The following is a 25,361-nucleotide window of genomic DNA, read 5'->3' as shown; positions in this document are numbered from 1 at the left end:
CGCACGGAAACCAATATAGATCGGGAGCCGGCTTTAAGCTCCGGAAGCTGATGTATTGGCCCCACCCCGGGAGGTGGCTTCAAATTGTTGGTGCCAGAAGTTGAAGAAATCCTCGGTAACTTTCTGTTCGATCTCGTGCGCCTCTTCTCGCGGACAGAAGACGGTAACTGTCAGCACATCGTGCCCCAGTTCATTGGTAGTGATGCGCACTTCAGCATCGGGACCGGATAGTTCAACGCCCATGCGGTGCTCAATGAGTTTGCAGTAGCGCTCAGCCACTTCCCGAAAAGGTTCGCAGTGCTCGCGTATGCGCGTGCTGATGTACTCTTTAGCCGCCATGGGGTTCACGCCATTACTCTCGCGCACCAGGGCGAAAGAATGTTCTATATAGCGGCGCATAAAGTTCAGGTTTTTTACCGGCTGTGTAAAGAAGGCGCTGTTGGGAATAAATAAGGTCGCCCCTGTGTATCCATTGCCGAGTCCGTGGGGATCTATTTCTAACAGGGTGGTACTGAGCCAGTCACTGTCGATTACTTCACCGAATTTATCGCCGATTTTAATCCAATCCCCCACATTGAATGCGCGCATACTCCGCTGAAAAACGCCGCCGACGAAGCACTGAACGAATTCCCGCAAGGCAAGGACAATCGCTACGGAAAATGCGGCGATAGACAGGGCAAACTCACGCAGCTCGGTGATCCATATGGCGATCAGGCCAATGACCAGCAGCAGATTGCTGTAATTGTGTACCGTGCTGATACGGCGGCGCTTATCTGCCTTGGCCCAGTTGCTGCGCGCTATAGCAGCGGCGAGCAACCAGCGCAGCAACAAAATAGTAACGATAGTCGCCAGGGTAAGGACAAATTTGTGCGTCAAAAGCGCTTCCAGCATTTCCGGTCCTGCTCGATAAAAACTCATATTGCTGGCGGCTTGAATCTGCGCCGCGCCGGTGTCTTGAATGCGGCGCACAGTCTTCCCGCGACCTCACTTGGTAGAAATACACGCCTCTCCTCGCCGGCCACACTGTAGCGCTTCGTGCCCTGTTAAGTAAATAGACGGTTGAGCCCCGCGCGTGTGCCATTGCGCGAATCAAAGACAGGGGGCAAGCCGGCGTTGCCCGTATTGTGGAAAAAGGTCAGGCTGAGGTTACTGCACTGCCGCGACCTGTTGGTGATCTGCAAACTCCAGGTAGTAGGACATATATTTGTGCATTGCCTGAACGGCTGCCGGGCTGCCATACATGAGCTTCTCAAAGTCACTGTTGTAGGCGATGGTGGCCGCCATCGCCAAGTGATAATCCGAGTACCCCAGGCTTCGCAATGATTTCGCTGCCACCCGTGCCATTTCCTCGGCATCAGCGCCTGGAGTACCGTCGCTGGTCAGCGCGTCCTGGAAGGCGAGCTCGAAGAGGTGGTAGTGAGGCTCTTCCGCGCTGAACAGCTCAACCGCCTGATAGATTCTCTCTGCTGTCGTCATGGGTGTGCTTCCCCGGGGTAGAAGCGGCGCATACTAAAGGAAGGGGAGGTCAGTCCAAACAGGTTTTCCGAACAAGATCATGAATTAAGCGACAATATTTTGCTAAGAGCGCATCGTGTCTCAGGCTTGAGGCAGCGCCGCAGCAGGATGAAAGGCACAAGTGATGGATAGCGATTGTAAAACCGCCGGCTACCGGGGGCTATCCGGGCCCTCCTAACACCGGCCCCTGCCGCCGCAGTAGCTTCTATTCTTTGAGATAAATCCATCATCATTGAGTACGGTCTGATGAAACGCGTTGCCATCAACGGTCTGGGCCGCATTGGCAGGTTGCTGTTGCGCCGCTATCTACAGGTGGAATACAAGCACTTTACCCTGGTAGCCGCCAACGAACCGATGCCTGCGGACAATCTGCGCTATCTGCTCGCCTACGACTCGGTACACGGCCGACTGGATGCACCGGTCTCCGTTGAGAATGGAAAGCTGACTGTGGGTAAACTCAGTGTGCCGCTGTTTAGCGAAACGCAACCGCAGAAGTTGCCCTGGGGCTCCGAGCAGGTGGACCTGGTGATCGAATGCAGCGGCCACTTTACCAAGCGCGCGGCCGCGGCCAAGCATATCGAGGCCGGGGCAGGGCGGGTTCTGATCAGCGCACCTTCGGCTGACGCAGACGTGATCTTGGTAATGGGGGTCAACGAGACCGACTATGTGCCGGAGCGTCACTATGTGATATCGAATGCTTCCTGCACCACTAACTCTCTGGCACCGGTACTGAAGGTGCTGGATGACGAATTTGGTATTGAGCAGGCCTCAGCCACCACTATCCACGCCTATACGGCCAGCCAGAGCGTAGTAGATCAGGCTGCGGGGAAGAAGATCCGTGGGCGCGCCGCGGCGCTCAACATAATCCCTACGAGTACCGGTGCCGACGCCGCCACAATTCGGGTTCTGCCGCAGTTGCAGGGCCGGCTAAATGCACTCGCGGTGCGGGTGCCGGTTGCGGACGGCTCCCTGAGTGATATATCAGCGCAATTGAAACGCAGCCCCAGCGTGGAGGATGTTAACGCTGCTTTCAGCGCCGCCGCACACGGTCCGCTGCAGGGCATTCTGGCATACAGCGAGGAAGAATTGGTTTCCAGCGATATCATCGGAGATGCGCATTCCTGCATACTGCACGCCTTATCCACGCGCGCACAGGGAAACCTCGTGAAGGTCCAGGTGTGGTATGACAACGAATTCGGTTATGCCTGTCGCTGTCTTGACCTGCTGGAGCGGGTGTTACTGAATGGCTGATCCTGGCGGTTCTCGGCCTCCGCACGCAGAGCCGTTCCGAGTGCGGTGAAATAGTTGCTGAATGCGTTGTTGATACGCCTGCGTTGCCCGGCATTTGGGTATAGCCCCATTTGCGCCTCCTCGCTCACTTTGGTGCCGGATACAAGAAAGTTATTGCTGATCGTTGCATCTTGGACAAAGGCTTCAAATGCTCGGGCGCAGATCTCTGCGGGCCTGCTGTAATACAGGCGGCCTGTTTCCCGGTCGATCCGGCAGGATGCACGGAACAGCTCACTGGGCTTTTCCCCGCTTTCATCCAACATGATGGACTTGAAGCAATCGAACAACCGGTCGTTGAGGGGGTGGGGAACCGGCGTGGCGTCTCTCAGCCACGCCTCGGAGGCAAATACACTGCCATCTGTATCGCTGAATGCCTTATCGCCTAGATAATGATCTAATGCGTGGAACCACTCGTGGGCAATAGCGCCGGGGCCGGCATTTTTCGCCAGCGAGAAGCATCGGCTTGCCGGTTCATAAAAAGCCGATACACCGGGCCGTCCTCCAATACCGTATTGGAAGGACAGGGTACCGCGCAGTGAAATGACTATTTCCGGGCCGCGCAGTATCGCCATAAGATCGGAGAGCGCATCGTAAAACAGGCTGGCCGCGACATCGCGCTCTTTCCTCGTTACCCAGCGGCCGATACCGATGGACCTAAAGCCAAACCGCTTCCGGATATCCGAAAAAGATACAGGGCCCGATTCTCTTCGAGTGGGACCGCGCCGATAAAATTTTCGCGACAGCAGCATGGATTGATTCACTCCGTTTTCCACAACGGATAAAGTTCTCTCGATGTTTCTTTCCGCGGCCGTATCTATGCAGCTGCCAGTGTGACGGATACTGCTCCCTGTAAAAGGGCGGGGTAAAGCGGCTGTCGGCCAGTATCAATACGCCGCGATCCGAGTCGGTGCGGATTACCCGATCCGCGGCTTGAGGCACTCGCATCATTCCCGGCTAGCGGTAGTCGGGGAAAGGAAACGCCAACCTGCGCGTACCTGTTTACGGTGTTGCTGACAGCATTTGGGACCTGTGAAGATCTCTGCATGATCTCCGTATTGCCGCTGAACTTCCAGCCTGTACTCTGCTACCGGCAGCCGCAAGATAGTTTCGGAACCCGCGGTCTGTGCTTCCCCTATCGGGGTTTCGACCTCGTTCACAGTTATTGCCACTCCACATGCAGGACTCCGTGGGGAATCTGATGCTGGGCAAAGAAGGTCAGCCAACGCAACTGATTCGGTTGCAGGCGATCGCCCGGCCCTTTGACTTCCAGCAGGCGATAGCCACCGGATTCAGGAAACAGAATCAGGTCCGGCAGGCCGTTTCGGTGATGGGTAATATCCGCGAGGAAGCGCCGAAACAACTGGTACCAATGCGGTGCGGGAATGTGTGTCAGTGCCAGTTGCAACAGCTTATCCGATAGGGCCTGCCAGATCACCAGCGGATTGGTGATGCCCCGCTTTTCGCGGTAGCAGCGCCATACACGCTGCGTCAGAGTTTCTGTGTTGAGCTCCGCGAGGCGTCGATCGAACGCCCACTGCCGCGAGGGATAAAAATCAGCTGTGCGAAAGTCCCCCGGTTCCGCCTGAAACGGGTTATAAAATGCTCCGGGTATCGGTTTGAAGACAATATCCCAGCAATAAAGCCCCAATACACTGCTAAGCAAGTTGTTTTCAACATAGTAACAGCAGCCCCCGTCCGACTTTTCCAGGTGCTTCATGACCAGCAGTTCCACCCGCTCCAGGGATTTCGGCAGCCTGATGGTTTGCGCTGGTGGCCGGTATTGGATGGGAGGGGGCCAGTCGTTTTCGAACACTGTATTTTTGGCTGTGCGGTGGCCGAAGCGTTCGGCAAATATCCGCTCGGCCTCGTTGCAGGGCGTGGCCAGAATTTCCCGGCACAGGGCGAGCCCGTTTTCGATATCTCCTCGCTTGACGGCGATACGCGCTCTGCGCTCTTTCGCAGGCGGATGGGTGCAAAGGCGGTACAGGCGTTCGGCATCCTCCAGCGCTTCCAGCCGTTCGAGCTGTCGGGCCAAGCTTAAACGCAGGCGATCCAGGCGGCGCTGAAGGGCGGCGTCCCCGTCAATTCCGGATGGCAACCGCTCGGCCAGTGCCAGAATAGCGTCTTTCCCTTTGTCGAGCGCGTCGCCCAGCTCTTCCTGGCACTGATAATAGAGCAGGTGCTGTTCGACCTGCGCCCGGCTCCGGAAGGGCAAGTGCCGCTGTTCCAGGGGATAGGGCTCGTAGCGATAAAGCCCCAGATCCCGCAACACAAATTCGCTCAGATCCTGACTTAGATTGCCGAAAAAAAGGAGGCGAAAGGTCTTGAAGTGCTCCGCCTTCTGCACGGCCAAGACCGGGCCGAACCGAGATAAGGCTTCCTGTAGGTTTAACGGTTGTGGACTTTGCTCCAGTAGTGCTCGCACCAGTGCCTGGCGTTTGAGTGAACGGGGGAGGGGGATGGGGCTGAGCGCGGCCAGTTCCGCTCGGTTGTATAGTGGCAGGTATGCTTCCACGGGCAGTTTCGGGTTGCGCTGTAGCAGACCCGCATCTATTAAGCGCACCACGGCCCGTGGCAAATGCTGAATTTCAGCGTAGTTGAGCTTGTCCTGCCGAAACAGCGCTCCGGCAGAAGAGGGTACCCCTTTACGCAGTAATAGCCGCACAAAGAGTCGTCGGCTGTTGATGTCTAGAGCTTCCAATCTGCGTCGGAAAGCCAGCTCCTTCTCCGAGAGTAAGTGCTGGTATCGTTTCACAACGAAATCGACCAATGTCTGAAAATTGGTCAGATAGTAGTCCGGCTTCAATTCGGCGGGGGAAGGCATTTTGTTGCTTATCTCGTAATGCAGGCACTGCTTGCGACCAGGATTGCATAGCGAGGACTGTATATTTATGCAGTATGATAAGGCAAGCCACTAAGGAATGCCTGGTTTTCTCCCCATGAGCGCAGTAGCCAATCCTGAGGAGACTGAGGCGCTCCTTTCCACGTTGACGATTGTGGTCGTGGGCTGTGAGCAAGTAATATAGTGCCTAAACGACACTATATGATGGGCTTTTATGAGCGAAGAAAAGTACTTACAGAACTACAAAAAAACGCTGTTCGAGAGTCCTTTGCTTACGGTGGACGCGGTTTTATTCACCTACCACCAGGGCGATCTCAAGGTACTGCTCATCGAGCGGTCCAACCATCCGGAGAAGGGGAAGTGGGCCTTGCCAGGTGGGTTCGTTGACGAGAAGAAAGACCGCTCTCTGGAAGACACGGTGATCCGTATCCTCAAACAAAAGACTTCGGTGGAGCCGCCTTATATTGAACAGCTGTATACCTTTGGCGGACCTGACAGGGACAAACGGGGTTGGTCGGTGACAATCAGCTATACCGCCCTGATTGCGCACCAGGCCTGCCGGAGCCATATTGAGACGGTATCGAATGTGGACTGGATGAATGTTGCGCGGGCGGAAAAGATGGAATTGGCATTCGATCACCAGCAAATACTGTATCGCGCCCGCGAACGCCTGCGCCAGAAAGCCTTGTACAGCATAGTGCCCGCTTATGCGCTTCCTGAAACCTTCACTCTTCCGGAGTTACAGCGGGTGCACGAAGTGATTATCGGCAAGCCGTTACAGAAGAAGTCCTTCCGGCGCAGGATCGAACAGGCCAACCTCTTAATTGATACTGGCGAGAAACGCTCCGAGGGTGGACGCCCAGCTGCCCTGTACCGGATGCGGGAAAAGTCTGGTGACTACACCTTTGTGCGCAATCTTGAGCAGTAGTGATTTAACGCCATTGCGTTGTCAATGAACGGTTATCAACTTATACGCATAGACGTTCCGGCGGGCAGCGGCGGCTTCCTCGAATATACATAGGTTCCCGGTATACAGCGTTATTGCGGTACTTTTTAACCGGTACGGCATACAGTCGGTGGGGACTACCCCTGTCAATCTCCTGAGGTGGCTGGGTTGTATTGGCGAAGTGTGAAACAACAAAAGCCCGGTTTGGCCGGGCTCTCGTCGCATAACTCCCTTCTGGGTTTATACGGATTGGTTGAAGATACGCTAAGAAACAGCTGCCATGACAAGCTCGTCCTCGTTGTGGGGGACTGCTGCGCGTCTACGGATATCCTCTAGGCTTTGCTCAGTCAGTAGCTTTCCATTGCGGAACACCGGTTGCAGCAGGTTTTGGCGATTTCCAAGGTCCTGTTCACGAATTGTCCGAAGTTCACCGTTGCCCCGGCGAATCAGAGCCAGGCGTCCTTTTTTTGAACGTTTACCGGTATCTGTAACTGGGTCTTTGAACACATCGCGCCATAGCCCGTTGACCCGTACTGCGCTCGCCTTCATGGCAAATTTCATAGTGTCCCGGTGTACTTTTTGCAGTAGCTCCGCCCCCATACCAAATGCGATGTTATCTGCGCTCTGCTTGCGGGCTTTCATCGCGGCCAGAATACCTTCGATGGTGTGCAGTGAGATACCATCCCCCTGGATTACGCGGATATAATCCGGCAGAACCCGATAACCTTTGCTATTGATTCGGGCTCCGAAGATACGCATCAGGCGCTCGATGGTTTGGGTTACCACGTCCACGGGATCACCGCTGTCGGGCCGAATCACCAGGGTGCCGCCGTTATTTTCCACCCGCTCTTTCAATTCACCGCCCCAGATATTATCGATGGCATTCCACAAGTTGTAGCTATCACTGACTACTGCTACGACGCGTCCGTCTCCGGCGAATTGGGTCAGCATATTGGCGTAGGCTTCGGTTTCATGCTCTCGCCCCCAGCTGGTCATAGTGCTGTGTTCTGCCGCCGGAATAGAGAAGCCGGCCATTGGGGCATTGTAGAAGCGGCGACCGGCAACCAGGGCTGCCACAGTGTCGGTACCCTGGAAGTTCACCAGGTGGGCAAGCCCGCCCAGGGCGGCGGTTTCCCCGCTGCTTGCGCCGCGCGCGCCGAAGTCATGTAGCTTAAAGGGCAGGCCGTCCAAAGTATCCGCGGTTTCCTCCAGGTAGCGCTGAATAATTTTTTTCGCCTCCCGGCTTTGTGTTGCCACTGTGGTCGGATACCAGATAGCGCGCAGCAGCGCAGTCTCAACATAACTGGTAATCCAAAAGCATTTGGGGTCGGTATTTACAACTTGCGCCAGCACATTTTGTACCGGTACCACGGTGCCCTCGGGCACGGCCTGTATTTCAATGGGCAGATAGCCTTGATGGGCTTCCAGGATATACTCCCAACCCGCGCGGTTGAACGGAACCCCATGGGCCAGGCAGAGCTCCTCCGCTTCCTCGATGTCATTCCGGGTAATGGGTTGGCTCAGGTATTGCGTGATAAAAGCCTGCAGACCGAAAAACACCGCTTCCTTGAACTGCCCGCCGCGGCTTTCAATATAGCTGCTTACGTATTGGGTACCCTCCGGGTATTGGAGGTAATGACTGGTTTTGTAGCTGTCTACGTTCAGTATCGGGTTGTAGTCTTGCATCGCGGAAACCCTCCGTCGAAAGAATTATTAGTGCCGGTCTATCCGGTACTCCGTTAGAGAAAGAGGCCACTTAGTTAGTGACGTTTCGTCTCTAACGCGAATGGTGTCTTAGAGACACTATCCTGTCAAGGGGAAATTGGTGAAAATTTTACGCAATGACGAAGTCGGGGTGGCTGGCAGGGGAGGACTGCAGAAGGTACGTAGCAAGGGCTGCGTTACGCAGCCCCCATCAGTGATTGAATGATAGCGTAGTGATCCTCAAACATCTCTCGTGGGTTCAGTGCGCCCAGAGGTACCCATTTGGCGTGGCTGGCGTCATCACCACCTTTTACCTTGGGCAGCTGGCTGTTGGGCTCCAACTCTATATAAAAGGCATGAGTAATGGTTCTGCCTCGGGCAGAGCGATGAGGATCGTCAAACACTTTCTGCCGGCGGATTGAACCCTTTAGCACTGGCGCCGGTACCTTGAGACGGGTTTCTTCGCGCAGTTCCCGTAAACATGCATCTACCAATTTCTCATGGGGATCGACAAACCCGCCAGGCAGGGCCCATAGGCCGCGTCCGGGGTAAGCGCGCCGTTTTACCAGCAGAACGTGCCCGGACTGCACAACCACCGCGTCGACGGTAACATGGGTTGGCGGGTAGGGAGCGGCGGCCCATGATGCTTTGTATTTGGCAACAAATTCCGCCTCTTTGCGTATTGCCTGATAGGCGGGATCCGCCTCCACAAAAGAGTGCAGTGCCTGTGCTACGGGCGGCGGCAGCACTCGTGATTCTTCTAAGTCATGCAATTGGCCAGTGGCGTTGTCGGAGAATATACGTTCCCGGATAGCTGTGGCACTGATCCCGTTAAAGTTTCCGATACCCACTGAATCCCACTGTGGAAACAGGCTCAGGTAGAAACCGGTGTGATCCTTGCGATGACCGATCAATGCGATTTTCGGTGGTTTGTGTGGCACTGAATGATGCGCCGTCACTATGCCATTGACTGAAGTCTGTACATTGCGAACCCATAACTCGTCGTTGTAGGGCACATCCATCAGGGGTAGGCAGATCAAGCGGCGGTTGTCTTCTGCCGGCAGACAAGCTCTGATTTGGGCTTCCCGCTCCTCATGCGTCCACGGGTTGCGGAGGTTGCGGGGTTGAAAAGCCGAGCCGATCAGTACTATCAGGTGCTCCGCTCTGGATAACCCTTCCTCCACTACTTTGAGGTGCCCCGCGTGAAAAGGCTGAAACCGGCCAATAAAGACGGCAAAGTCGTAAGTTTTGAACATGAAAGCAAGCTCCTTGCCAGATGGGCGGTACCGGTCTATCCAGTGCCGCAGTAATTTTCGCGATCATTTTTGTCTTTTAGCCACTAATAGTCAACGATCAGAGTTATCTGTAAGGCGGTTGGAGGTATAAGCGGTCAGGCTCTTTTCAATGCGTTGACGTGAAAACGGGTCGGGGGTATCGATGTAACGCATTGCAGACTGAACATCCCGCCAACCCACATATTCCATGAGAGTCTTGGTATCCCAGCCGTGACTGCTCGCCCAGTTGGCAAACCCCCTGCGCAATGAGTGGCTGCTTATTCCGGTATCAGCGGCGAGGTCGGACTCTGCAAACAAATGGCGGAGAAGGGGGGAGATACTATTGGGACTAAGGCTTTGCCCGGACAGCTGCCCCCAGCGGTTGATAGCGCGAAAAACGGGGCCTTCTCCGATCCCGGCGAGCCGGATCCAGTCCTCATAGGCGGCAACAGGGCATAGCCGGCTCAGAGCCGGTACCCTGAACTCCCGCCCCGCGCTTTGTCGATCCCCTTTGCTGCGCGGCAAGAAGAGAGTCATCCCTTCTCCGGGGCTGACAGTTACAAACTCCACCTGTAAACGGCAGAGCTCATCGCTGCGGAAACCGCGCCAAAAACCCAGCAGCAATATCGCCTTATTGCGAGTAGCGGCGAGTAGGGTTTTGCGGTCGTTCCTCGTTTCCGCCTTTTCACGCGCACCTTCCAGCCAGTCAGTAATCCTATCCAGCTCCTCCACTTGCAGCGGGCGTGCGCGTTTTTCTTGCGCAGGGTGGAGTTCGCGGATGCCCTTCAAAACCTTTCTCACAACAGGAGCCTTGGTTGGATCGGGAAATCCCTGCTCCCGGTGCCACTGGGCCAGTGCGGCGAGGCGCAGTCGAAGTGTGCTGACAGCCAAAGTATCTGCGTGTTCGGCTAGGTAGCGGGCAACACTGTCAGCGGTGGCTGGCAGGAAGCCACCCCAGGTTACCTCGAAGTGGCGGATTGCGGATTGATAGCTGCGCCTTGTGTTTTCGCGGGTGGCCGCGTGGATGTACTGCTCAATTTTGCTCATCGCTGCACCTCGGGAGGCGGTAGGGCAGGGGCCTGAATCGGATGGGTTTCGTACTGAAAATGCGCATTGTACGGTTCAAAAAATATATAACAATGAATAATTCATTATTATCAAAAGTAAGTTTTTCTAAAAATTGGCAAGAATTACATTATAATTTAGTATGTAAATACATAATACGTATTATGGTACAAAATAATAGAAGGACTTTGTATGGCGCGGGCAGGTATCAATAAGGTCCAGGTGGCGCGGGCTAGAGCCGCTTTATTGGCGAGAGGGGAAAATCCATCAATTGATGCAATACGTATTGAGCTGGGCAATACCGGCTCAAAATCCACCATTCACCGCTACTTGAAAGAGCTTGAAGCGGAGGAAAATACCCGGCTCGACGATGAGCAGCTGCTCAGCAAGGCATTGCGGGAGATGGTGGCGAAGATGGCGGCCAAGCTGCGGGAAGAGGCTGAGGAAATCGTCTCGGCGGCGGAAAAACGCCACGCTGAGCGGGAGGCGCAATGGAAAAAGGAGCGCGTTGAACTCGAATCCGCACTCAAGGAGAGCCGTATAAACGTAGATAGGCTGAATCGCAGCCTGACAGCTACTCAGGCGTCGCTGGAGGAATCCGCTGCGTCATTACAAGCTGAACAGGTCAGAAGTCAGCGCTTGTCACAGCAGGTGGAAGGGCTGGAGGCGCACTTGGCAGACAAAGATGCTCACCTGAGTTCTCTGGAAGAGAAGCATCGACACGCCCGAGATGCGCTTGAGCACTTCCGCCAAGCCAGTAAAGAACAGCGGGAGCAGGATATCCGCCGACATGAGCAGCAGCTGCAGCAGCTGCAAGCCGAGCTGCGACAAGCCAATCAAACTGTGATCGTAAAACAGGAGGAGCTCACTCAGCTCAACAAGGACAACGCGCGCCTGCTCAGTGAACTGGGGGCAGCGCGCAAACAGATGGTCAGTCTGGAAGGCGCTGTTGAAAAGTTGGAGCATCAGCTGCCGCCACTGCAAAAACAGCTGAGCGACACCGAAAAGGCCCTCAGTGTAAAAACAAGTGAGCGGGACTTGCTGCGGGAACAGCTGGAGCGCACAGAGGGGCAATATCGAGAATGTGTGCAGCGGCAGCGCGCATTGGAGGTGACTCTGGCTGAAGCGCAGGCTAACCTGGCACATTGTCAGGCCAACTTGGCACATTATAAAGCGCTCGCGGAGCGCAAAAAGGCCGACCCCTCGGGGCCGGCGAAGACTGGGAGGATGGAGAAAAAGTCAGGGCGAAAGCGGGAATAAATGGCGATGCATCGTGAGAGCTCAGTCCCAGGCGGGGAAGGGGTCTGGCAGGCTTCGCCAGAATCTCTCACCGGCGGCGATTTCTTCATCGTTAAGGAGGCATGAGTCCAGCTGCTCTTGCAGCCAGGGTTGTTGCAGATTCTGGCCGATAAAGACCAATTCCTGCCGTCTGTCGCCGTAAGGTTCCCGCCAGTTTTCGAGAATATATTGCACTTGCTCGGGATTTTCCGGCCAGCGGTCACGGGGTACGGCACTCCAGAAATAACCTGCGGCGCCGTGTTGCGCTATGCCTCCCGCCTGGCTCCAGCTGCCGGCGTAGTCAGGGCGGCTGGCGAGCCAAAAGAAACCCTTAGAGCGCAGAAGCTTTCCACTGAGTGCCGGATGGTGGAAAAAATCGTACAGCTTTTGCGGGTGGAAGGGGCGTCGCGCGCGATAGGTGAAGCTCCGAATGCCATATTCCTCAGTCTCCGGGGTATGTTCGCCGCGCAGCTCCTTGAGCCAGCCCGGCGCCAGCTGGGCCTGCTCAAAATCAAACCGCCTGGTATCGAGGATCTTGGCAATAGGGACATTGCCGTTCTCCATTGGGATAATCTCCGCACGGCGGTTCAGGCTGCGCAATACCGCCTTGAGATCAGCCAGCTGTGAAGCGGTCATAAGATCTGTTTTGCTGATGAGTAGCAGGTCGCAGAACTCTACCTGTTCCGCCAATAGGTCGGCCACATTGCGCTCATCATCATCGCCAAGATATTCGCCGGTTTGCTTGAGATAGCGGGCCGCATGGTATTCCTGCAGAAAGTTGACGCCATCCACGACCGTGACCATATTGTCCAGGCGTGCCAGATCGGAAAGACTGTTGCCGTTTTCGTCGGCAAAAGTGAAGGTCTCTGCTACCGGCAGAGGCTCGGATATCCCGGTGGATTCGATCAATAAGTGGTCAAAACGCCCGTCCCGGGCCAGGCGGCTTACCTCTTCCAACAAGTCTTCGCGCAGGGTGCAGCAAATACAGCCGTTGCTCATTTCCACCAGCTTCTCCTCCCCGCGGTGGAGGTGAATCTGACTGTGTACAAGGCCGGCATCAATGTTGATCTCACTCATATCATTGACAATTACCGCTACACGTCTGCCGGCACGATTATTGAGAATACTGTTGAGCAAGGTGGTCTTGCCGGCGCCGAGAAAACCAGACAGCACTGTTACCGGTAAGCGATTATCCATCACTGTTGCCTCCCAAATTCTGGACATTTCATATGTTATAACATAACATTTGATGCAACACGACATGACTGTAAAGAGACTTAATGGCCCGATGACAAAACTCGGGTGGTGAAATGGGCATGTCAAAGCCGTCGGAATCACGGGGGTTGCGGAGTTATAGGGGCGTGCTCACACGTTTTCGAATCCACTGTCTGCGGACCCGGGAATCTAGGGAAACGCTCATGCGAATGAACGGAGGCTTTCTATTATGATAACCTCGAAAAGTCAGCCATAGTGGCATCGCCTTGGGGACTTTTCCTTAGGGCAGACAAACATTGCACAGCAGGTGAATCGCCACCTGGTGCGAAACAAGTTGAAATTAATAAATCCATGAATGCATCCGAGCTTAAACGCAACTTGAGTGCCGCGGAGCAAAGCTGCCGCATTTCCGGGGCCCGTCTGACCGAAAAGCGCAGAAACATCCTCACAGTACTGCTGCGCGCGAAAACGCCACTGTCCGCCTACGAGATTGCAGATCAGTACCGGGTCGATTTCGGTGAGCCGATTCCCGCCATGTCCGTGTACCGGATGTTGGATTTCCTGGTCGATGAGAATCTCGCGCATAAATTAAACTCGGAAAATAAATATCTCGCCTGTGCCCATATTGCCTGTGACCACCGGCATGAAACTCCGCAATTTCTCATTTGCAGCCGCTGCAGCAAAGTGCGGGAAATTGGCATTAAACCTGAAGTGATCGCTGCGCTGCGGGAGACAGTGGAAGCGGCCGGTTACCATTTGCAGACGTCTCAACTGGAACTGGACTGCCTGTGCGATGAATGCGGGCGGAGTGCGGCCTGAATGAAGATAGAAGACCCGATTCGCCAAGTGCCGGCCAATGTGATTACCGGCTTTCTGGGGGTTGGCAAGACGACAGCTATTCGTCACCTCCTGGACAATAAGCCCACCGGCGAGCGTTGGGCGGTGCTGGTGAACGAGTTTGGTGAGATCGGCGTCGATGGCAGCCTATTTGGCTCAGAAAATGACGGAGAGGTCTTTATCCGCGAAGTACCCGGTGGTTGTATGTGCTGTACAGCCGGCTTACCCATGCAGGTGGCTCTCAATCAGCTTTTGAGGCGGGCGAGACCCCAGCGGCTGCTGATAGAACCCACTGGCCTCGGTCACCCCCGCGAAGTCCTCACCGCACTTTCTGAGGCTGCATCCAGTGGGGTGCTGGATTTGCGCGCGACTTTGACACTCGTGGATGCGCGCTGTCTGGCGGATGAACGCTACCTGAGTAACGATACCTTCCGCCAGCAGCTGGAAGTGGCGGATCTGGTGGTGGCCAATAAATCCGATCTCTACGGTCCGCGCGACCTTGAAGCGCTTCGCCGTTTTCTTTCCAGCAGTGCGCACGGCCCTACTAAACCGCTAAAGGTGGTCGAGCAGGGCAGGCTTCTGCCGGAATGGCTGCATTCCCCCAGTGGTTTCACGCTGCCGCAGGCTCAAACGCACACCCATGCCACGCATCCGGAGATAAATGAGCAACCGATACCGGAATGCGGCTATCTACGTCTGGAGCACAGTGGCGAGGGCTTTCATAGTTGTGGCTGGCGATTTGATCCCACCTTGGTATTTGATTTTCACAAACTGTTTTCCCTAATTAGCGGTATCGGCGCGGATAGAGTTAAGGGCGTTTTTATCACCCAAGACGGGGTGTTTGGTTTCAATAAGGCGGATTCCGTACTGAGCGTTTTGGAGCTTGACGATATATCGGAAAGCCGCGTAGAGGTGATCGACGCGCAGCCGGGTGAGTGGACCCGGATGGAAAGCGCTTGGCTGGAAGCATTGAGTGCTGCCTGAGCAATCGGTCCACAGGTCTCTGACTAAACTGCGTGCGCGCTGTCGCTGGTATCGAGGCACTTTGCCGGTGGGATGAATATTTCAAAAACGCACCAGAAAGTGTTTGTAGCTCCGCCAGAATCGCCCTGTATCCGCCGACTTCGAAATGCCCATCCCGCCACTCGAGCAGGAAGTATCTTTGCGGCCAGGGCGCGAATGCGTCTGAGATTTCCTAAAGCCCTTATTCCCGCACAAGGCGGAAGGTATCCCCAGGGATAAACGGTTGCATCGCTGCGACAAATCACTTGCAGAAAAGTTTCGCGCCACTCTTCGGATGATACAATGTCTCCCTATTTTTTTGTAACTTTGATGATTGTGTGATGAATGTAAATTCACTCCGCCGCTGGGGAGCGGCAATCTTTGCCATGGCTGGGGTGAACCTGGCCATGGCCTCGGACCCCTTGAATGTCACCGGTGATAAGTTCCGGCAATTAGACGAACTCTTACCGACCCCCAATGCCTATCGCACCGCCTCTGGAGCACCAGGGCACGCCTACTGGCAGCAGCAGGCGGATTACGATATCCAGGTATCCCTTGACGATGACAAGCAGTTAATCACGGCTTCTGAAACGGTGACTTATACCAATAATTCACCGGATACCCTGCGCTACCTTTGGTTACAGCTAGATCAAAACCGATTTAAGCCGGACTCCATGGGCAATCTGGCAACGCCAGTAGACCTCGAGTCTATTGCGCCTGACACAATTCCTTTTGGCGTTTTTCGACGGCAAGTTGTAGCGGATGAATTCCCCGGCGGCTACCAGATTTCGCGCGTGGCTGACAGCAAGGGACGCGAGCTTGCCCACACCATCGTCGACACTGGTATGCGCATCGATTTGCCGAAACCTCTGAAGTCGGGAGAGCAAGTGCGTTTCCAAATCGACTGGAGCTATAAAGTCATTGAGCAGAAGGCGCTCGGCGGGCGCTCCGGCTATGAGTATTTTGAGCGCGACGACAACTATCTCTACGAAATCGCGCAGTGGTTTCCGCGCATGGCCGCCTATAACGATGTCAGTGGATGGCAGAACAAACCCTTTTTGGGGCGCGGTGAATTTGCACTGGAATTTGGCAACTATCGGGTCGCTATCAATGTTCCTGCCGACCACGTGGTGGCTGCCACCGGTGTTTTGCAGAACCCTGAGGAGGTGCTGACCCGGGAACAACGTGCACGCCTGAAAAAAGCGCGTACCGCGCAGAAGCCAGTGATGATTATCACGAAGGAAGAAGCGCTCAAGAACGAAAAGAGCCGCTCGAAAAAGCGTAAGACTTGGATTTTTGAAGCGGAGAATGTCCGCGACTTCTCCTGGGCGTCCTCGCGCAAATTCCTGTGGGATGCACAGGGATATAAAAAAGGCGGGACCGATACCCTGGCCATGTCTTTCTACCCGGAAGAGGGCATGCCACTTTGGGACAAATACTCGACAGAGACCATCATCCATACCATGGATGTGTACAATCGCTATAGCTTCGACTATCCCTATCCCGTATCCATATCCGTTAACGGTCCTGTCGGCGGGATGGAATACCCGATGATTACTTTCAATGGCCCCCGGCCGGAAATCGATGACGAGGACCGAAGCAAGCGCACTTATTCCCGCACTACCAAATATGGACTGATTTCAGTCATTATCCATGAAGTAGGGCACAATTATTTCCCTATGATCGTCAATTCAGACGAGCGGCAGTGGACCTGGATGGATGAAGGGCTGAATACCTTTTTGCAGTTCCTTGCAGAGCAGGAATGGGAAGAAAAATACCCATCCCGCCGTGGTGATGCGCGCAAAATTGTCGATTATATGAAGAGTGATAACCAGGTTCCGATTATGACCAATTCGGAATCTATTCTCCAATTCGGCAACAACGCTTACGGCAAACCGGCCACAGCGCTCAACATTTTGCGCGAGTCAATTATGGGGCGTGAGTTGTTCGACTTTGCGTTTCGCGAGTATGCCCAGCGCTGGAAATTCAAACGCCCGATGCCCGCGGACTTTTTCCGCACCATGGAGGATGCCTCCGGCATGGATCTCGATTGGTTCTGGCGCGGGTGGTTCTATACCACCGATCATGTGGATATCAGTCTCGACCAAGTGCGTCATTACACAGTAGGTACGAAAAACCCAGACATCGAAGGTCCCTGGAAACGGGAGCAGCACAACAGTGAGCCTGAGAGCATCACAGCAATTGAAAATCGGGCGCGTAAACTGCCCCGGATTGTTGATGCCAAGCCGGAGCTTGCGGACTTTTACAACAAACACGACGAGTTTGATGTATCCAATGCCGATCGCAACAGCTACCGGGATATGCTCGCTGGACTGGAAGACTGGGAAAGAGACATGCTCAGCGTGGAAAGCAATGTCTATGTCCTGGACTTCTCCAATATCGGCGGCTTGGTTATGCCGTTGTTCCTGCGTCTGGAATATGAAGATGGCACTGTGGAGGACCTCCGGATTCCTGCCGAGATCTGGGCGAAAAACAGTCGTAAGACTTCCAAAATGTTAGTGCGGAATAAAAACAAGATTCTAAAATCAGTCATTCTTGACCCACACTGGGAAACGGCAGATGTTAATGTGGAGAACAATTACTACCCACGCCGTATTATCAAGTCGCGCCTTGAGCTATTTAAAGAAGAAAAGCGGCGCAACCTCATGAAAGACTGGGACACTGAGTTGAAAGAGGAGGGCTGACCTTCTCTTCAGAGAGCCCCTAGTTGCAAAAATGCCAGCTGGGGGCTCGTGCTCCATTACATCTCCTCGTATTCTGATAATCCTGGTGACACTCAATGAAGATTCCTTTTTCCTCTTTCATCTTCCTAGTGATAACAATGGCCTTCTCTCTGAATGCGCAGGCCCATCGATATCACTTTGGCCTTACCGAGCTTTCGGTGAATGAAAGGACACAGATGCTGGAGGTTTCCCACCGTTTTTTTGTCGCCGACATGCAGAGGGCGCTTTCACTGAAGGCAAATAAGGACCTGAAGGATGCTCAGGCTCAAATCGAAGAGTATGTCAACTCCCGGTTCCAGATGCGGGATAAAAAGGGGACAGTCTTAAAGCCAACATGGGTTGGTATGGAGGCAGATGTGCATAACATCTGGATCTATCAGGAAATCCCTCTAGCGGATATTCAGGGCAACCAACTGACAGTGCGGCAATCCATGTTGATGGATATTGAGCGAGATCAAGTAAATACCCTCAATGTGACCAGTGGTGGAAAAACGACCAGTCATACACTCATGCCCGGTGCCAGTCAGAAGGTGGTACATTTACAGGTCCACTGAAAAAATACGCACTCCAATTAAAGCCTGTGCGCTCTATCTTATTCTGCTACGGCTGCAATCTCGGCCCCACACAGACCGCCAAATCCATCAAGGGCATCAGCCGTCGGCAGGTCTCCTGGCTTAACCTGAAATACGCCTCAGAGGACCGGCTCGAAAAAGCCATTGAGAAGGTAGTTAATGCCTACAACAAGTTCGACCTGTCAAAATAGTGGGGCAGTGGTAAGCACCTCTCCGCAGACGGCACCAAGCTGGAATTGTACGAGGAAAACCTCCTCTCGGAATACCATATTCGCTATGGCGGTTACGGTGGCATCGGCTATTACCACGTATCCGACACCTATATCGCGCTGTTCAGCCACTTTATCCCCTGCGGCCACTATGAGGCTGTCTATATCCTCGACTGGCTCCACAAAAATCAATCAGACATCCAGCCAGACACCCTGCATGGCGATACCCAGGCTCAGAGCTACCCGGTCTTCACTCTGTCGTACCTGCTGGGGATCGACTTGATGCCCAGGATCAGGAATATCCCCTCGCTGGCGTTATACCGACCGGACAAGCGCTACCGCTATCAACATATCGACCCGCTTTTCAAAGGAAACATCGACTTCAAGCTGATCGAAACGCATTTGGAAGATATGTTGAGGGTGGTTATATCGATCAAGCTAGGAAAGATTACAGCTTCCACCATTTTGCAGATGCTTGGCACCTACAGCCGTAAAAACAAGTTGTATGCCGCCTTCCGGGAGCTCGGAAAAATCATCAGGACGATTTTCCTGCTGCGTTATATCTCAGATCCAGAGGTGCGCCAAGTGATTACCGCAGCCACGATTAAAAGTGAAGAATTCAATGGCTTTCGCCGCACATTGTTCTTTGGCGGTGACGGCATTATTGCTGAGAACGTCCGTCACGAGCAGCGCAAAATTGTGAAGTACAACCACCTGGTGGCAAACATGGTCATTCTTTACAACGCGGAAAAGATGACCAGAGTCCTCAAACTGCTTGCCGAAGAGGGGGAAGTGATCTCGCCTGAGATACTTGCCGGCCTTTCTCCATACAGAATTGCGCATATCAACTGGTTCGGCGACTACATTTTAGATATGGCCCGAAAGCTCATCCCGCTGGATTACACAATAAGAATTTTGTGACACGGTTTGCATTTTCCGATTGATATGGTCGCCTTGCGAGCCCTAAAATGGTTAACCCGCGATCCAATTGCTGAGGCAGGTGGAATCAATATTTATGGGTATGTGGGTGGAAATCCTGCCAATTGGATTGATCCGCTTGGCTTGGTCGATATTTCTTATCTAAAGGTATTTACTGTACAGGGAAAAGGTGCTGCAAAAACGAATAAGCCTGATGCGTTCACAGTCGCAGCACACGGAACCCCAAATTCTTTAGCCAAGAAATCTGGAGCGAGACTAAGTCCTGAAGCGTTAGTAAAGGATATTATGAGCCATCCGAAGTATTCTCCAGGGATGCCCGTCTATATCTATGCTTGTAATGCAGGAAATACGGAAGGCGCTTCTGGCGGAGAACCTTTCGCACAGAAAGTTGCCGACCTGTTGCCGAATAGTTCAGTTTATGCTCCAGATAGTTTTGGCTGGTTTTCCGAAAACGGGTTTGCTGGAATATATGACAAGTCCAATGGCACCAATGAGCCTGACTATTCCAAGCCTGGTAGTTGGGTTAAATATGAAAGGCAGTCCGAACAATGATGGTCGTACTTCCATGTGAACAAATCTCTGAAGGATTATAATTGAAATGATTTCGATCAAAATGCTGTTAGGGTGTAAAATTTGTCGAAATAGAGTTCTATGTCTGCTTCTCTCAGCTCTAGCCTGCGTCTACTCATCTGCAAATGAGATTGAAAGCTCTGCCAGCGCCTATTTTCTAACCGACAAAGAACTCTTGAAATTAAAGAATAAATCCTTAAAAGGCGATGGGGATTCAGCTTTTAAGGTGGCTCAATTTTATACCTTTAGTCAAGCGGATGAAGATGAGGCCTTTTTCTGGTATAGGTTAGCCTCCGAACTTGGCCACCAAATTGCAATGACCAATTTGGCGTATCTCTACCATGAACGATTTGATAATGACGAAAAAGCAATAGAATGGTACTGTGAGGCCGAAAAGGACGGATATACCGGAGCGCATATCGAAATAGCTCGTATCTTTGATTCGAAAGGGGTATATAAAAATGCACTAAATCACTACTTGCTGGCCTATTTTAATGATAACGAGAAAGAAGCTTCAGAATACCTAACCAAGCATTACTTAGAAGACAAATATCAATTTAAAGATCTCGTCAAAGCATATGCATGGTCCTTGATTTGGCTAAATAGTTTGCCAGTGAACACCTATGCCTATGACAAGTCTCTAAAGGTGAATAAAAGAATAGACTCCTTATTGGACGGTGCTGAAAAAGAGGCCGCGCTCAAGTTAGCTGGTGAATATAAACAGTTTAAATCGGAGGCGGAGATAAGCTCTGCCTGTACGAGAGTAACTACAAATCGAACTATGTGAAGGTCACGTGTGCCAGAAGCCTGAAACGTTAGTTTCGATCAGATCGAAGTCGGCCAGCCCAGCAGCTGGCTTCTAATTCAACAATGAGGATAGCTTTCAAGGGGGTCGCCAGAAAAAAAGCCTTCAGAAACAATGAGTTAATCCAATTTTGGCGAAAATTTCCAGAATCCCTGCCGGCCCTCTGGTATCCCTGGCCGCCGCGACTCTGCTCGGCGGAGCATTTTTTCATATGCTGCCGAAGGGATTGGGTAGGGCTACGCCACTCTCTGCAAGTCTGTGGATGGTGGCGGGCTTTACGACTTTTTTGTTATTGGAACAATTGTTGCACTGGCACCACTCGCACAGCACCAGGGAGGCGGACGCGCCTCCGGTGACTTATCTCATCCTTCTCGGCGATGGCATTCACAACTTTATTGGGGGACTCGCTATCGCCAGTGCCTTTTTAATTGACCCCCGAGCGGGCATCTCCGCCTGGATTGCAGCGGTTGCCCATGAGATCCCTCAGGAGCTGGGGGACTTCGGCGTACTGGTCCACGGTGGCTGGTCGCAACGTCGTGCACTGATTTGGAATTTTCTGTCTGCGTTAACCTTTCCGCTGGGAGCGTTGATTGCCTACGGGATTTCTCAAAGCTTTGATGTGACTGGGCTGGTGCTTTTTGGCGCGGGCAATTTTATTTATATCGCAGCATCGGACCTGATACCAGAAATTAAGCAGCAGGCATCATTGCACGCTGTATCCTTGCATTTCGGTTTTTTTATCACCGGACTGGGGTTGATGCTGATTTTGGCGCTATAGCAAGTACAGATTCAAGGGCTCAAGCGGCTTGCGTGCACGTGCATTCCCTCCTTATTGCCTCATTTATAGGGAATAAGCGCCAGCATTCACTCAAGCCGAGGAAAGGTTGATTTAGATCAATGCCTTGTGAGGTAAGTGCCGTATAGGTTTTCGACTAATGTTGCAGAATCGGAGCCTGTATGTTCACCTCGATCACTGCGCAGCCAGACAGCGCCAAAGCCAAAATGACCGACACGGATGCACAACGCCAGTGGCATTGCTTACCAGCAAAGGAAGCCGCAAATCGCCTCGATAGCGGTGAAGAAGGGTTATCGGTGGAGGAGGCCAACCGCCGCCTTGCCGCATATGGCCCCAATACATTGCCACAGCCCCGGCTGCCGGGGTTTCTCCATTTGTTTCTGCGGCAATTTGTCAGCCCGTTGATATATGTGCTGCTGGCGGCAATGGTGGTTTCATTGATTGCCGGTAAATTTGCCGACGCCACATTTATCGGATTGATTCTTCTGCTGAATGCGCTAATCGGCGCACTGCAGGAGTATCACGCGCACCGCAGCGCCCAGGCACTACGCAAACTAATGGTGAGTCGCGCGCGGGTTATTCGGGGCGGAGAAATACTGGAGATTGATGCGGAGTCGCTGGTACCTGGTGACCTGCTGCTGCTTGCCTCGGGCGATCGGGTACCTGCTGATCTTCGCTTGCTGGAGTCTGTCGGGCTCGAGGTCGATGAATCTGTTTTAACTGGAGAATCGTTGCCGGTTAGCAAGAACAGCGACCTGCTGTGTGACGCCGATACACCGGTGGCAGAGCGAATCAATCAATGTTTTGCAGGCAGCCTAGTTACAAGTGGCCGTGCCCGCGGTCTGGTGACAGCCACGGGACTGCATACGGAAATGGGTAAATTGAGCCTCACCCTGGAATCCGCCGAGACGGTTCAGCCACCACTTTTTCAACGGATTGAGCGCTTTAGTAAAAAACTCACAATCGCACTGCTGACGACAGTGGCCATTCTCGCCGCAATCGAACTGGCCAGAGACACTCCGCCACTGGTGATTTTCATGACGGCAGTTGCTCTCGCTGTGTCCGCTATTCCCGAGGGGCTGCCGATGGCACTGACCGTGGTGCTCTCCATCGCCACCCGCCGCATGGTCAAGCGCAATGTGATCGTCCGCAAACTGGTGGCGGTAGAGAGTCTCGGGTCCTGTACCGTGATTGCCGCAGATAAGACCGGTACTTTGACAGAAAATCGACTCACCGCCAGTGAAGTCGCTTTCTGTGATGGCGAGGGGTTTACCGTGGACGGCGGCATACTACCGTCGCATCCGCAGTCATCCCCTGTCGATCACGCCATAATGGCGCGGGTAGCCCGGGCCGCCGCCCTGTGCAATGAGGCAGAGTTGCACCCGCTGGAAAATGGTCAGTGGCACAGCAGCGGTGATGCTGTTGACCAAGCGCTTCTGGTTATGGCCCACAAGACGGGATTTAGTCGGGCGCAATTGCTGCAGACATATCCGTTAAAGGGGCAGATACATTACGAGCCGGCGCTTGGATTTGCTGCTACATCGCATGCGAATCCGCAAGGGCAGGGGGGGCGGCAGCTGGTTTGCGTGAAGGGTGCATTGGAAAAACTATTACCCATGTGTAGCCGTATGGCCACCGCCGACGGTGATGTCCCCCTGGACAGTGCATCCATTACTGAGCAAATGCATCGTCTCGCGGAAAGGGGCGCTCGGGTGCTGGCACTTGCGGAAGGAGAGTTGGGCGAATCGGAAACGCTATCGCAAGAAAAATTGCAAAACCTCTGTTTGCTGGGATTGGCGGCGATGTTTGACCCTCTGCGCCCAGAGGCCGCCGCCGCCGTAGAGGAATGTAAACAAGCGGGCATCCACTTGTGTATGCTCACCGGCGACCACCCGCATACCGCGCTCAGCATTGCCCGAGAGCTAAAACTGGCAGAGCAGGGCGACAAAGCGGTTACCGGCACCGATTTAGCGCAGGCCGAAGCAAGGGGAGAAGCGGCAGTGGACGCGCTGACCGCCGATACGCGAGTTTACGCGCGAGTATCTCCAGAGCAAAAATTAACCATTGTGCAATCGCTCCAGCGCCAGGGAGAATTTGTGGCGGTCACCGGTGATGGCGTCAATGATGCGCCGGCGCTCAACAGTGCCCATGTTGGTGTGGCCATGGGGGAGCAAGGAACGGAGGTGGCAAAGGAGTCCGCGGATCTGCTGCTCGCAGACGACAATTTCGCCTCGGTGGTGGCCGGAGTGGAAGAGGGGCGTATCGCCTATCGGAATATCCGTAAGGTGATCTTTTTCCTGATATCCACCGGGGCAGCGGAGGTCGTACTGTTTATTCTTACCACCGCATTCGGTCTGCCCTTACCACTGACCGCCGTGCAACTATTGTGGCTCAACCTGGTCACCAACAGTGTGCAAAGTATCGGACTCGCGCTGGAACCCGGCGAGGGTGACGAAATGCAAAGACCGCCCCGTTCCCCCCAAGAATCTCTGTTCGATCCACTGATGTTACGCCGTGTGATTACCGCCGGACTTGTGATGGGTGGGCTTGCTTTCGGCTGTTTCTACTGGTTGTTGGAGCAAGGCTGGGAGGTAGATGCAGCGCGCAACAGCGTGTTGCTGCTGATGGTGCTGTTTGAGAACGTACAGGTATTCAATAGCCGCTCCGAATACCGTTCCATATTCCGCCAGCCACTGTTTTCCAACCCAATACTATTGCTGGGAACATTAGCCGGGCAGGGAATTCATATCCTGTCACTGTACTCACCTTTGATGCAGGACCTGCTCGGGGTGTCTCCGGTGAGCGCCAGAGAATGGGTAACGCTTTTGACAGTGGCACTGCTGCAGCTTTTAGCGATGGAGCTGCTATTGTCTATCACTCGCTGGCGCAAGCGGAAAAAGGCTGACAGTCTGAAGACATACATAACCTAAGATCAGCGGGGGCAAAGCCTTACTAGGCTATGCTTGAAAAGCTCGCTATGTATCCGGATTCCGCTTGTCGTTGGAGTGACTGACACTGAAGTGGTCGTGGAGAGGGAAGGGCCTATCGATATTGGGAAGCGACTGGCGATTGAGATCTTCACCGCATACCGGTATGAGCTGCTTGGCGCCCAACTACCGCCGCAATACGCAGCGATGACCTTTCGCAAATGTGGGGTTCAGCGTTGATCGGGCTATGTTGCACTTAGATCCAGGGTGAAGATGACCTGAGTATGGTCCTGCGGGTCCGTGTGGCAGTCCCACCCCATACTGCGTGCCACATCGCGTAGTTTGATATTCTCTGCCGAGTCAATGGAATAAAGGTGTTTAACACCGCGCGCACGGGCCGACTCTATCAGGCGGTTGAGAAGCAGGGTCCCCAATCCCTGCATCTGCCAATCGTCCGCCACCACTACGGCGCATTCCGCCGCTGTGCGCGATGCTTCCAGAATATAGCGCGCCGCACCGATTTCCAGCGGCCCTTTGTCACTCTCCAGTAGAGCGATAAACGCCTCCCGCTCGTCGTGGTCAATATCCGTCAATTGCTTCAGCAGCTGTTCACTGGGCTCGCCGATACCCCCTAGAAAACGGAAATGGCGGGATTCCGGTGATAAATTGGTGATAAATGCCCGCTCCAACTCTATATCGCTCTTTTCCATGGGACGGATTGTCACCACCTGACCGTTGCGCAGCTTTTCTGTCACGCTTCTGGAAATCGCCGTATGCGCTTGTTTACCGGACATTGTCAGCAGTCTCCTTGCAATCGGGGCCGATGGTTGA

Annotated in this window: 21 protein-coding genes and 1 pseudogene; 12 read left to right on the top strand and 10 right to left on the bottom strand. The window is 53.7% G+C overall.

The window, feature by feature from the left end:
- Positions 1–33 precede the first annotated feature (33 nt).
- Together A3224_RS08215 and A3224_RS08210 are read right to left on the bottom strand one after the other, a co-directional pair.
- Entirely contained in the window at positions 34–969 is a 936-nt protein-coding gene (locus tag A3224_RS08215) for a mechanosensitive ion channel family protein (RefSeq protein WP_231902504.1), read from the bottom strand.
- Between the two features lie 177 nt (positions 970–1,146).
- Positions 1,147–1,476, bottom strand: coding sequence for a hypothetical protein (locus A3224_RS08210; protein ID WP_067153320.1), 330 nt, complete (start codon positions 1,474–1,476; stop codon positions 1,147–1,149).
- A gap of 285 nt (positions 1,477–1,761) precedes the next feature.
- On the opposite strand from A3224_RS08210, the gene gap reads away from it, so the two are divergent.
- On the top strand, positions 1,762–2,766 hold the full coding sequence (gene gap, locus A3224_RS08205; protein WP_067153318.1) for a type I glyceraldehyde-3-phosphate dehydrogenase: 1,005 nt from the start codon (positions 1,762–1,764) through the stop codon (positions 2,764–2,766).
- Here the strand turns inward: gap and A3224_RS08200 are convergent.
- The 3 genes from A3224_RS08200 to A3224_RS08195 all read right to left on the bottom strand — a co-directional run bounded on the left by A3224_RS08200 (position 2,715) and on the right by A3224_RS08195 (position 5,629).
- Entirely contained in the window at positions 2,715–3,566 is an 852-nt protein-coding gene (locus A3224_RS08200) for a CLCA_X family protein (RefSeq protein ID WP_231902503.1), read from the bottom strand. The genes gap and A3224_RS08200 overlap by 52 nt on opposite strands.
- Complete coding sequence (locus A3224_RS16560) at positions 3,460–3,750, bottom strand: helicase C-terminal domain-containing protein (RefSeq protein WP_231902519.1); 291 nt, start codon at positions 3,748–3,750, stop codon at positions 3,460–3,462. Before A3224_RS16560 ends, A3224_RS08200 begins: the two co-directional genes overlap by 107 nt.
- 214 nt (positions 3,751–3,964) lie before the next feature.
- Complete coding sequence (locus tag A3224_RS08195) at positions 3,965–5,629, bottom strand: VRR-NUC domain-containing protein (protein WP_067153316.1); 1,665 nt, start codon at positions 5,627–5,629, stop codon at positions 3,965–3,967.
- Positions 5,630–5,861: 232 nt separating this feature from the next.
- Between A3224_RS08195 and A3224_RS08190 the strand changes: the two genes are divergently transcribed.
- Complete coding sequence (locus A3224_RS08190) at positions 5,862–6,575, top strand: NUDIX hydrolase (RefSeq protein WP_067153314.1); 714 nt, start codon at positions 5,862–5,864, stop codon at positions 6,573–6,575.
- 282 nt (positions 6,576–6,857) lie between these two features.
- Here the strand turns inward: A3224_RS08190 and A3224_RS08185 are convergent, their stop codons facing one another.
- The 3 genes from A3224_RS08185 to A3224_RS08175 form a co-directional block, all read right to left on the bottom strand.
- Positions 6,858–8,279 (bottom strand): nicotinate phosphoribosyltransferase, encoded by a 1,422-nt coding sequence (locus tag A3224_RS08185; protein ID WP_067153313.1) that lies wholly within the window; start codon positions 8,277–8,279, stop codon positions 6,858–6,860.
- Positions 8,280–8,494: 215 nt separating this feature from the next.
- Complete coding sequence (locus tag A3224_RS08180) at positions 8,495–9,553, bottom strand: bifunctional nicotinamide-nucleotide adenylyltransferase/Nudix hydroxylase (RefSeq protein WP_067153310.1); 1,059 nt, start codon at positions 9,551–9,553, stop codon at positions 8,495–8,497.
- A gap of 90 nt (positions 9,554–9,643) precedes the next feature.
- Positions 9,644–10,618, bottom strand: coding sequence for a site-specific integrase (locus A3224_RS08175; RefSeq protein ID WP_067153309.1), 975 nt, complete (start codon positions 10,616–10,618; stop codon positions 9,644–9,646).
- 210 nt (positions 10,619–10,828) lie between these two features.
- Between A3224_RS08175 and A3224_RS17260 the strand changes: the two genes are divergently transcribed.
- Entirely contained in the window at positions 10,829–11,896 is a 1,068-nt protein-coding gene (locus A3224_RS17260) for a DNA-binding protein (RefSeq protein ID WP_067153307.1), read from the top strand.
- 21 nt (positions 11,897–11,917) lie between these two features.
- Here the strand turns inward: A3224_RS17260 and zigA are convergent, their stop codons facing one another.
- Positions 11,918–13,111: a zinc metallochaperone GTPase ZigA gene (zigA, locus tag A3224_RS08165; RefSeq protein WP_067153305.1), complete on the bottom strand. Its 1,194-nt coding sequence runs from the start codon at positions 13,109–13,111 to the stop codon at positions 11,918–11,920.
- A 369-nt stretch (positions 13,112–13,480) separates the two neighbouring features.
- On the opposite strand from zigA, the gene A3224_RS08160 reads away from it, so the two are divergent.
- The 9 genes and pseudogenes from A3224_RS08160 to A3224_RS08120 all read left to right on the top strand — a co-directional run bounded on the left by A3224_RS08160 (position 13,481) and on the right by A3224_RS08120 (position 24,533).
- Positions 13,481–13,948, top strand: coding sequence for a Fur family transcriptional regulator (locus tag A3224_RS08160; protein WP_067153303.1), 468 nt, complete (start codon positions 13,481–13,483; stop codon positions 13,946–13,948).
- Complete coding sequence (locus A3224_RS08155) at positions 13,949–14,950, top strand: CobW family GTP-binding protein (protein ID WP_067153301.1); 1,002 nt, start codon at positions 13,949–13,951, stop codon at positions 14,948–14,950.
- Positions 14,951–15,309: 359 nt separating this feature from the next.
- A complete protein-coding gene (locus A3224_RS08150) occupies positions 15,310–17,673 on the top strand; it encodes a M1 family metallopeptidase (protein WP_231902502.1) in 2,364 nt (787 codons plus the stop codon).
- Between the two features lie 95 nt (positions 17,674–17,768).
- Positions 17,769–18,266 carry a DUF6702 family protein gene (locus tag A3224_RS08145; RefSeq protein WP_067153298.1) on the top strand — a complete coding sequence of 166 codons (498 nt, stop codon included), beginning with the start codon at positions 17,769–17,771 and terminating at the stop codon, positions 18,264–18,266.
- 17 nt (positions 18,267–18,283) lie between these two features.
- Positions 18,284–19,414: pseudogene (locus A3224_RS08140) on the top strand (transposase); the annotation flags it as partial.
- A gap of 6 nt (positions 19,415–19,420) precedes the next feature.
- A complete protein-coding gene (locus A3224_RS16555) occupies positions 19,421–19,984 on the top strand; it encodes an RHS repeat-associated core domain-containing protein (RefSeq protein ID WP_156481452.1) in 564 nt (187 codons plus the stop codon).
- A 46-nt stretch (positions 19,985–20,030) separates the two neighbouring features.
- Positions 20,031–20,789, top strand: a complete 759-nt coding sequence (locus A3224_RS08130; protein WP_067153294.1) for a tetratricopeptide repeat protein — start codon at positions 20,031–20,033, stop codon at positions 20,787–20,789.
- Positions 20,790–20,937: 148 nt separating this feature from the next.
- Positions 20,938–21,585 (top strand): ZIP family metal transporter, encoded by a 648-nt coding sequence (locus A3224_RS08125; RefSeq protein WP_231902501.1) that lies wholly within the window; start codon positions 20,938–20,940, stop codon positions 21,583–21,585.
- A gap of 179 nt (positions 21,586–21,764) precedes the next feature.
- Positions 21,765–24,533, top strand: a complete 2,769-nt coding sequence (locus A3224_RS08120; RefSeq protein ID WP_197463098.1) for a cation-translocating P-type ATPase — start codon at positions 21,765–21,767, stop codon at positions 24,531–24,533.
- A 242-nt stretch (positions 24,534–24,775) separates the two neighbouring features.
- Here A3224_RS08120 and A3224_RS08115 read toward each other — a convergent pair whose 3' ends face one another.
- Positions 24,776–25,324 carry a GNAT family N-acetyltransferase gene (locus A3224_RS08115; protein WP_067153291.1) on the bottom strand — a complete coding sequence of 183 codons (549 nt, stop codon included), beginning with the start codon at positions 25,322–25,324 and terminating at the stop codon, positions 24,776–24,778.
- Between the last annotated feature and the right edge of the window lie 37 nt (positions 25,325–25,361).

Source organism: Microbulbifer thermotolerans (assembly GCF_001617625.1).
Lineage (GTDB): Bacteria > Pseudomonadota > Gammaproteobacteria > Pseudomonadales > Cellvibrionaceae > Microbulbifer > Microbulbifer thermotolerans.
The sequence above is the reverse complement of the archived record's forward strand: the minus strand, read 5'-3'. Positions and strand labels throughout refer to the sequence as shown.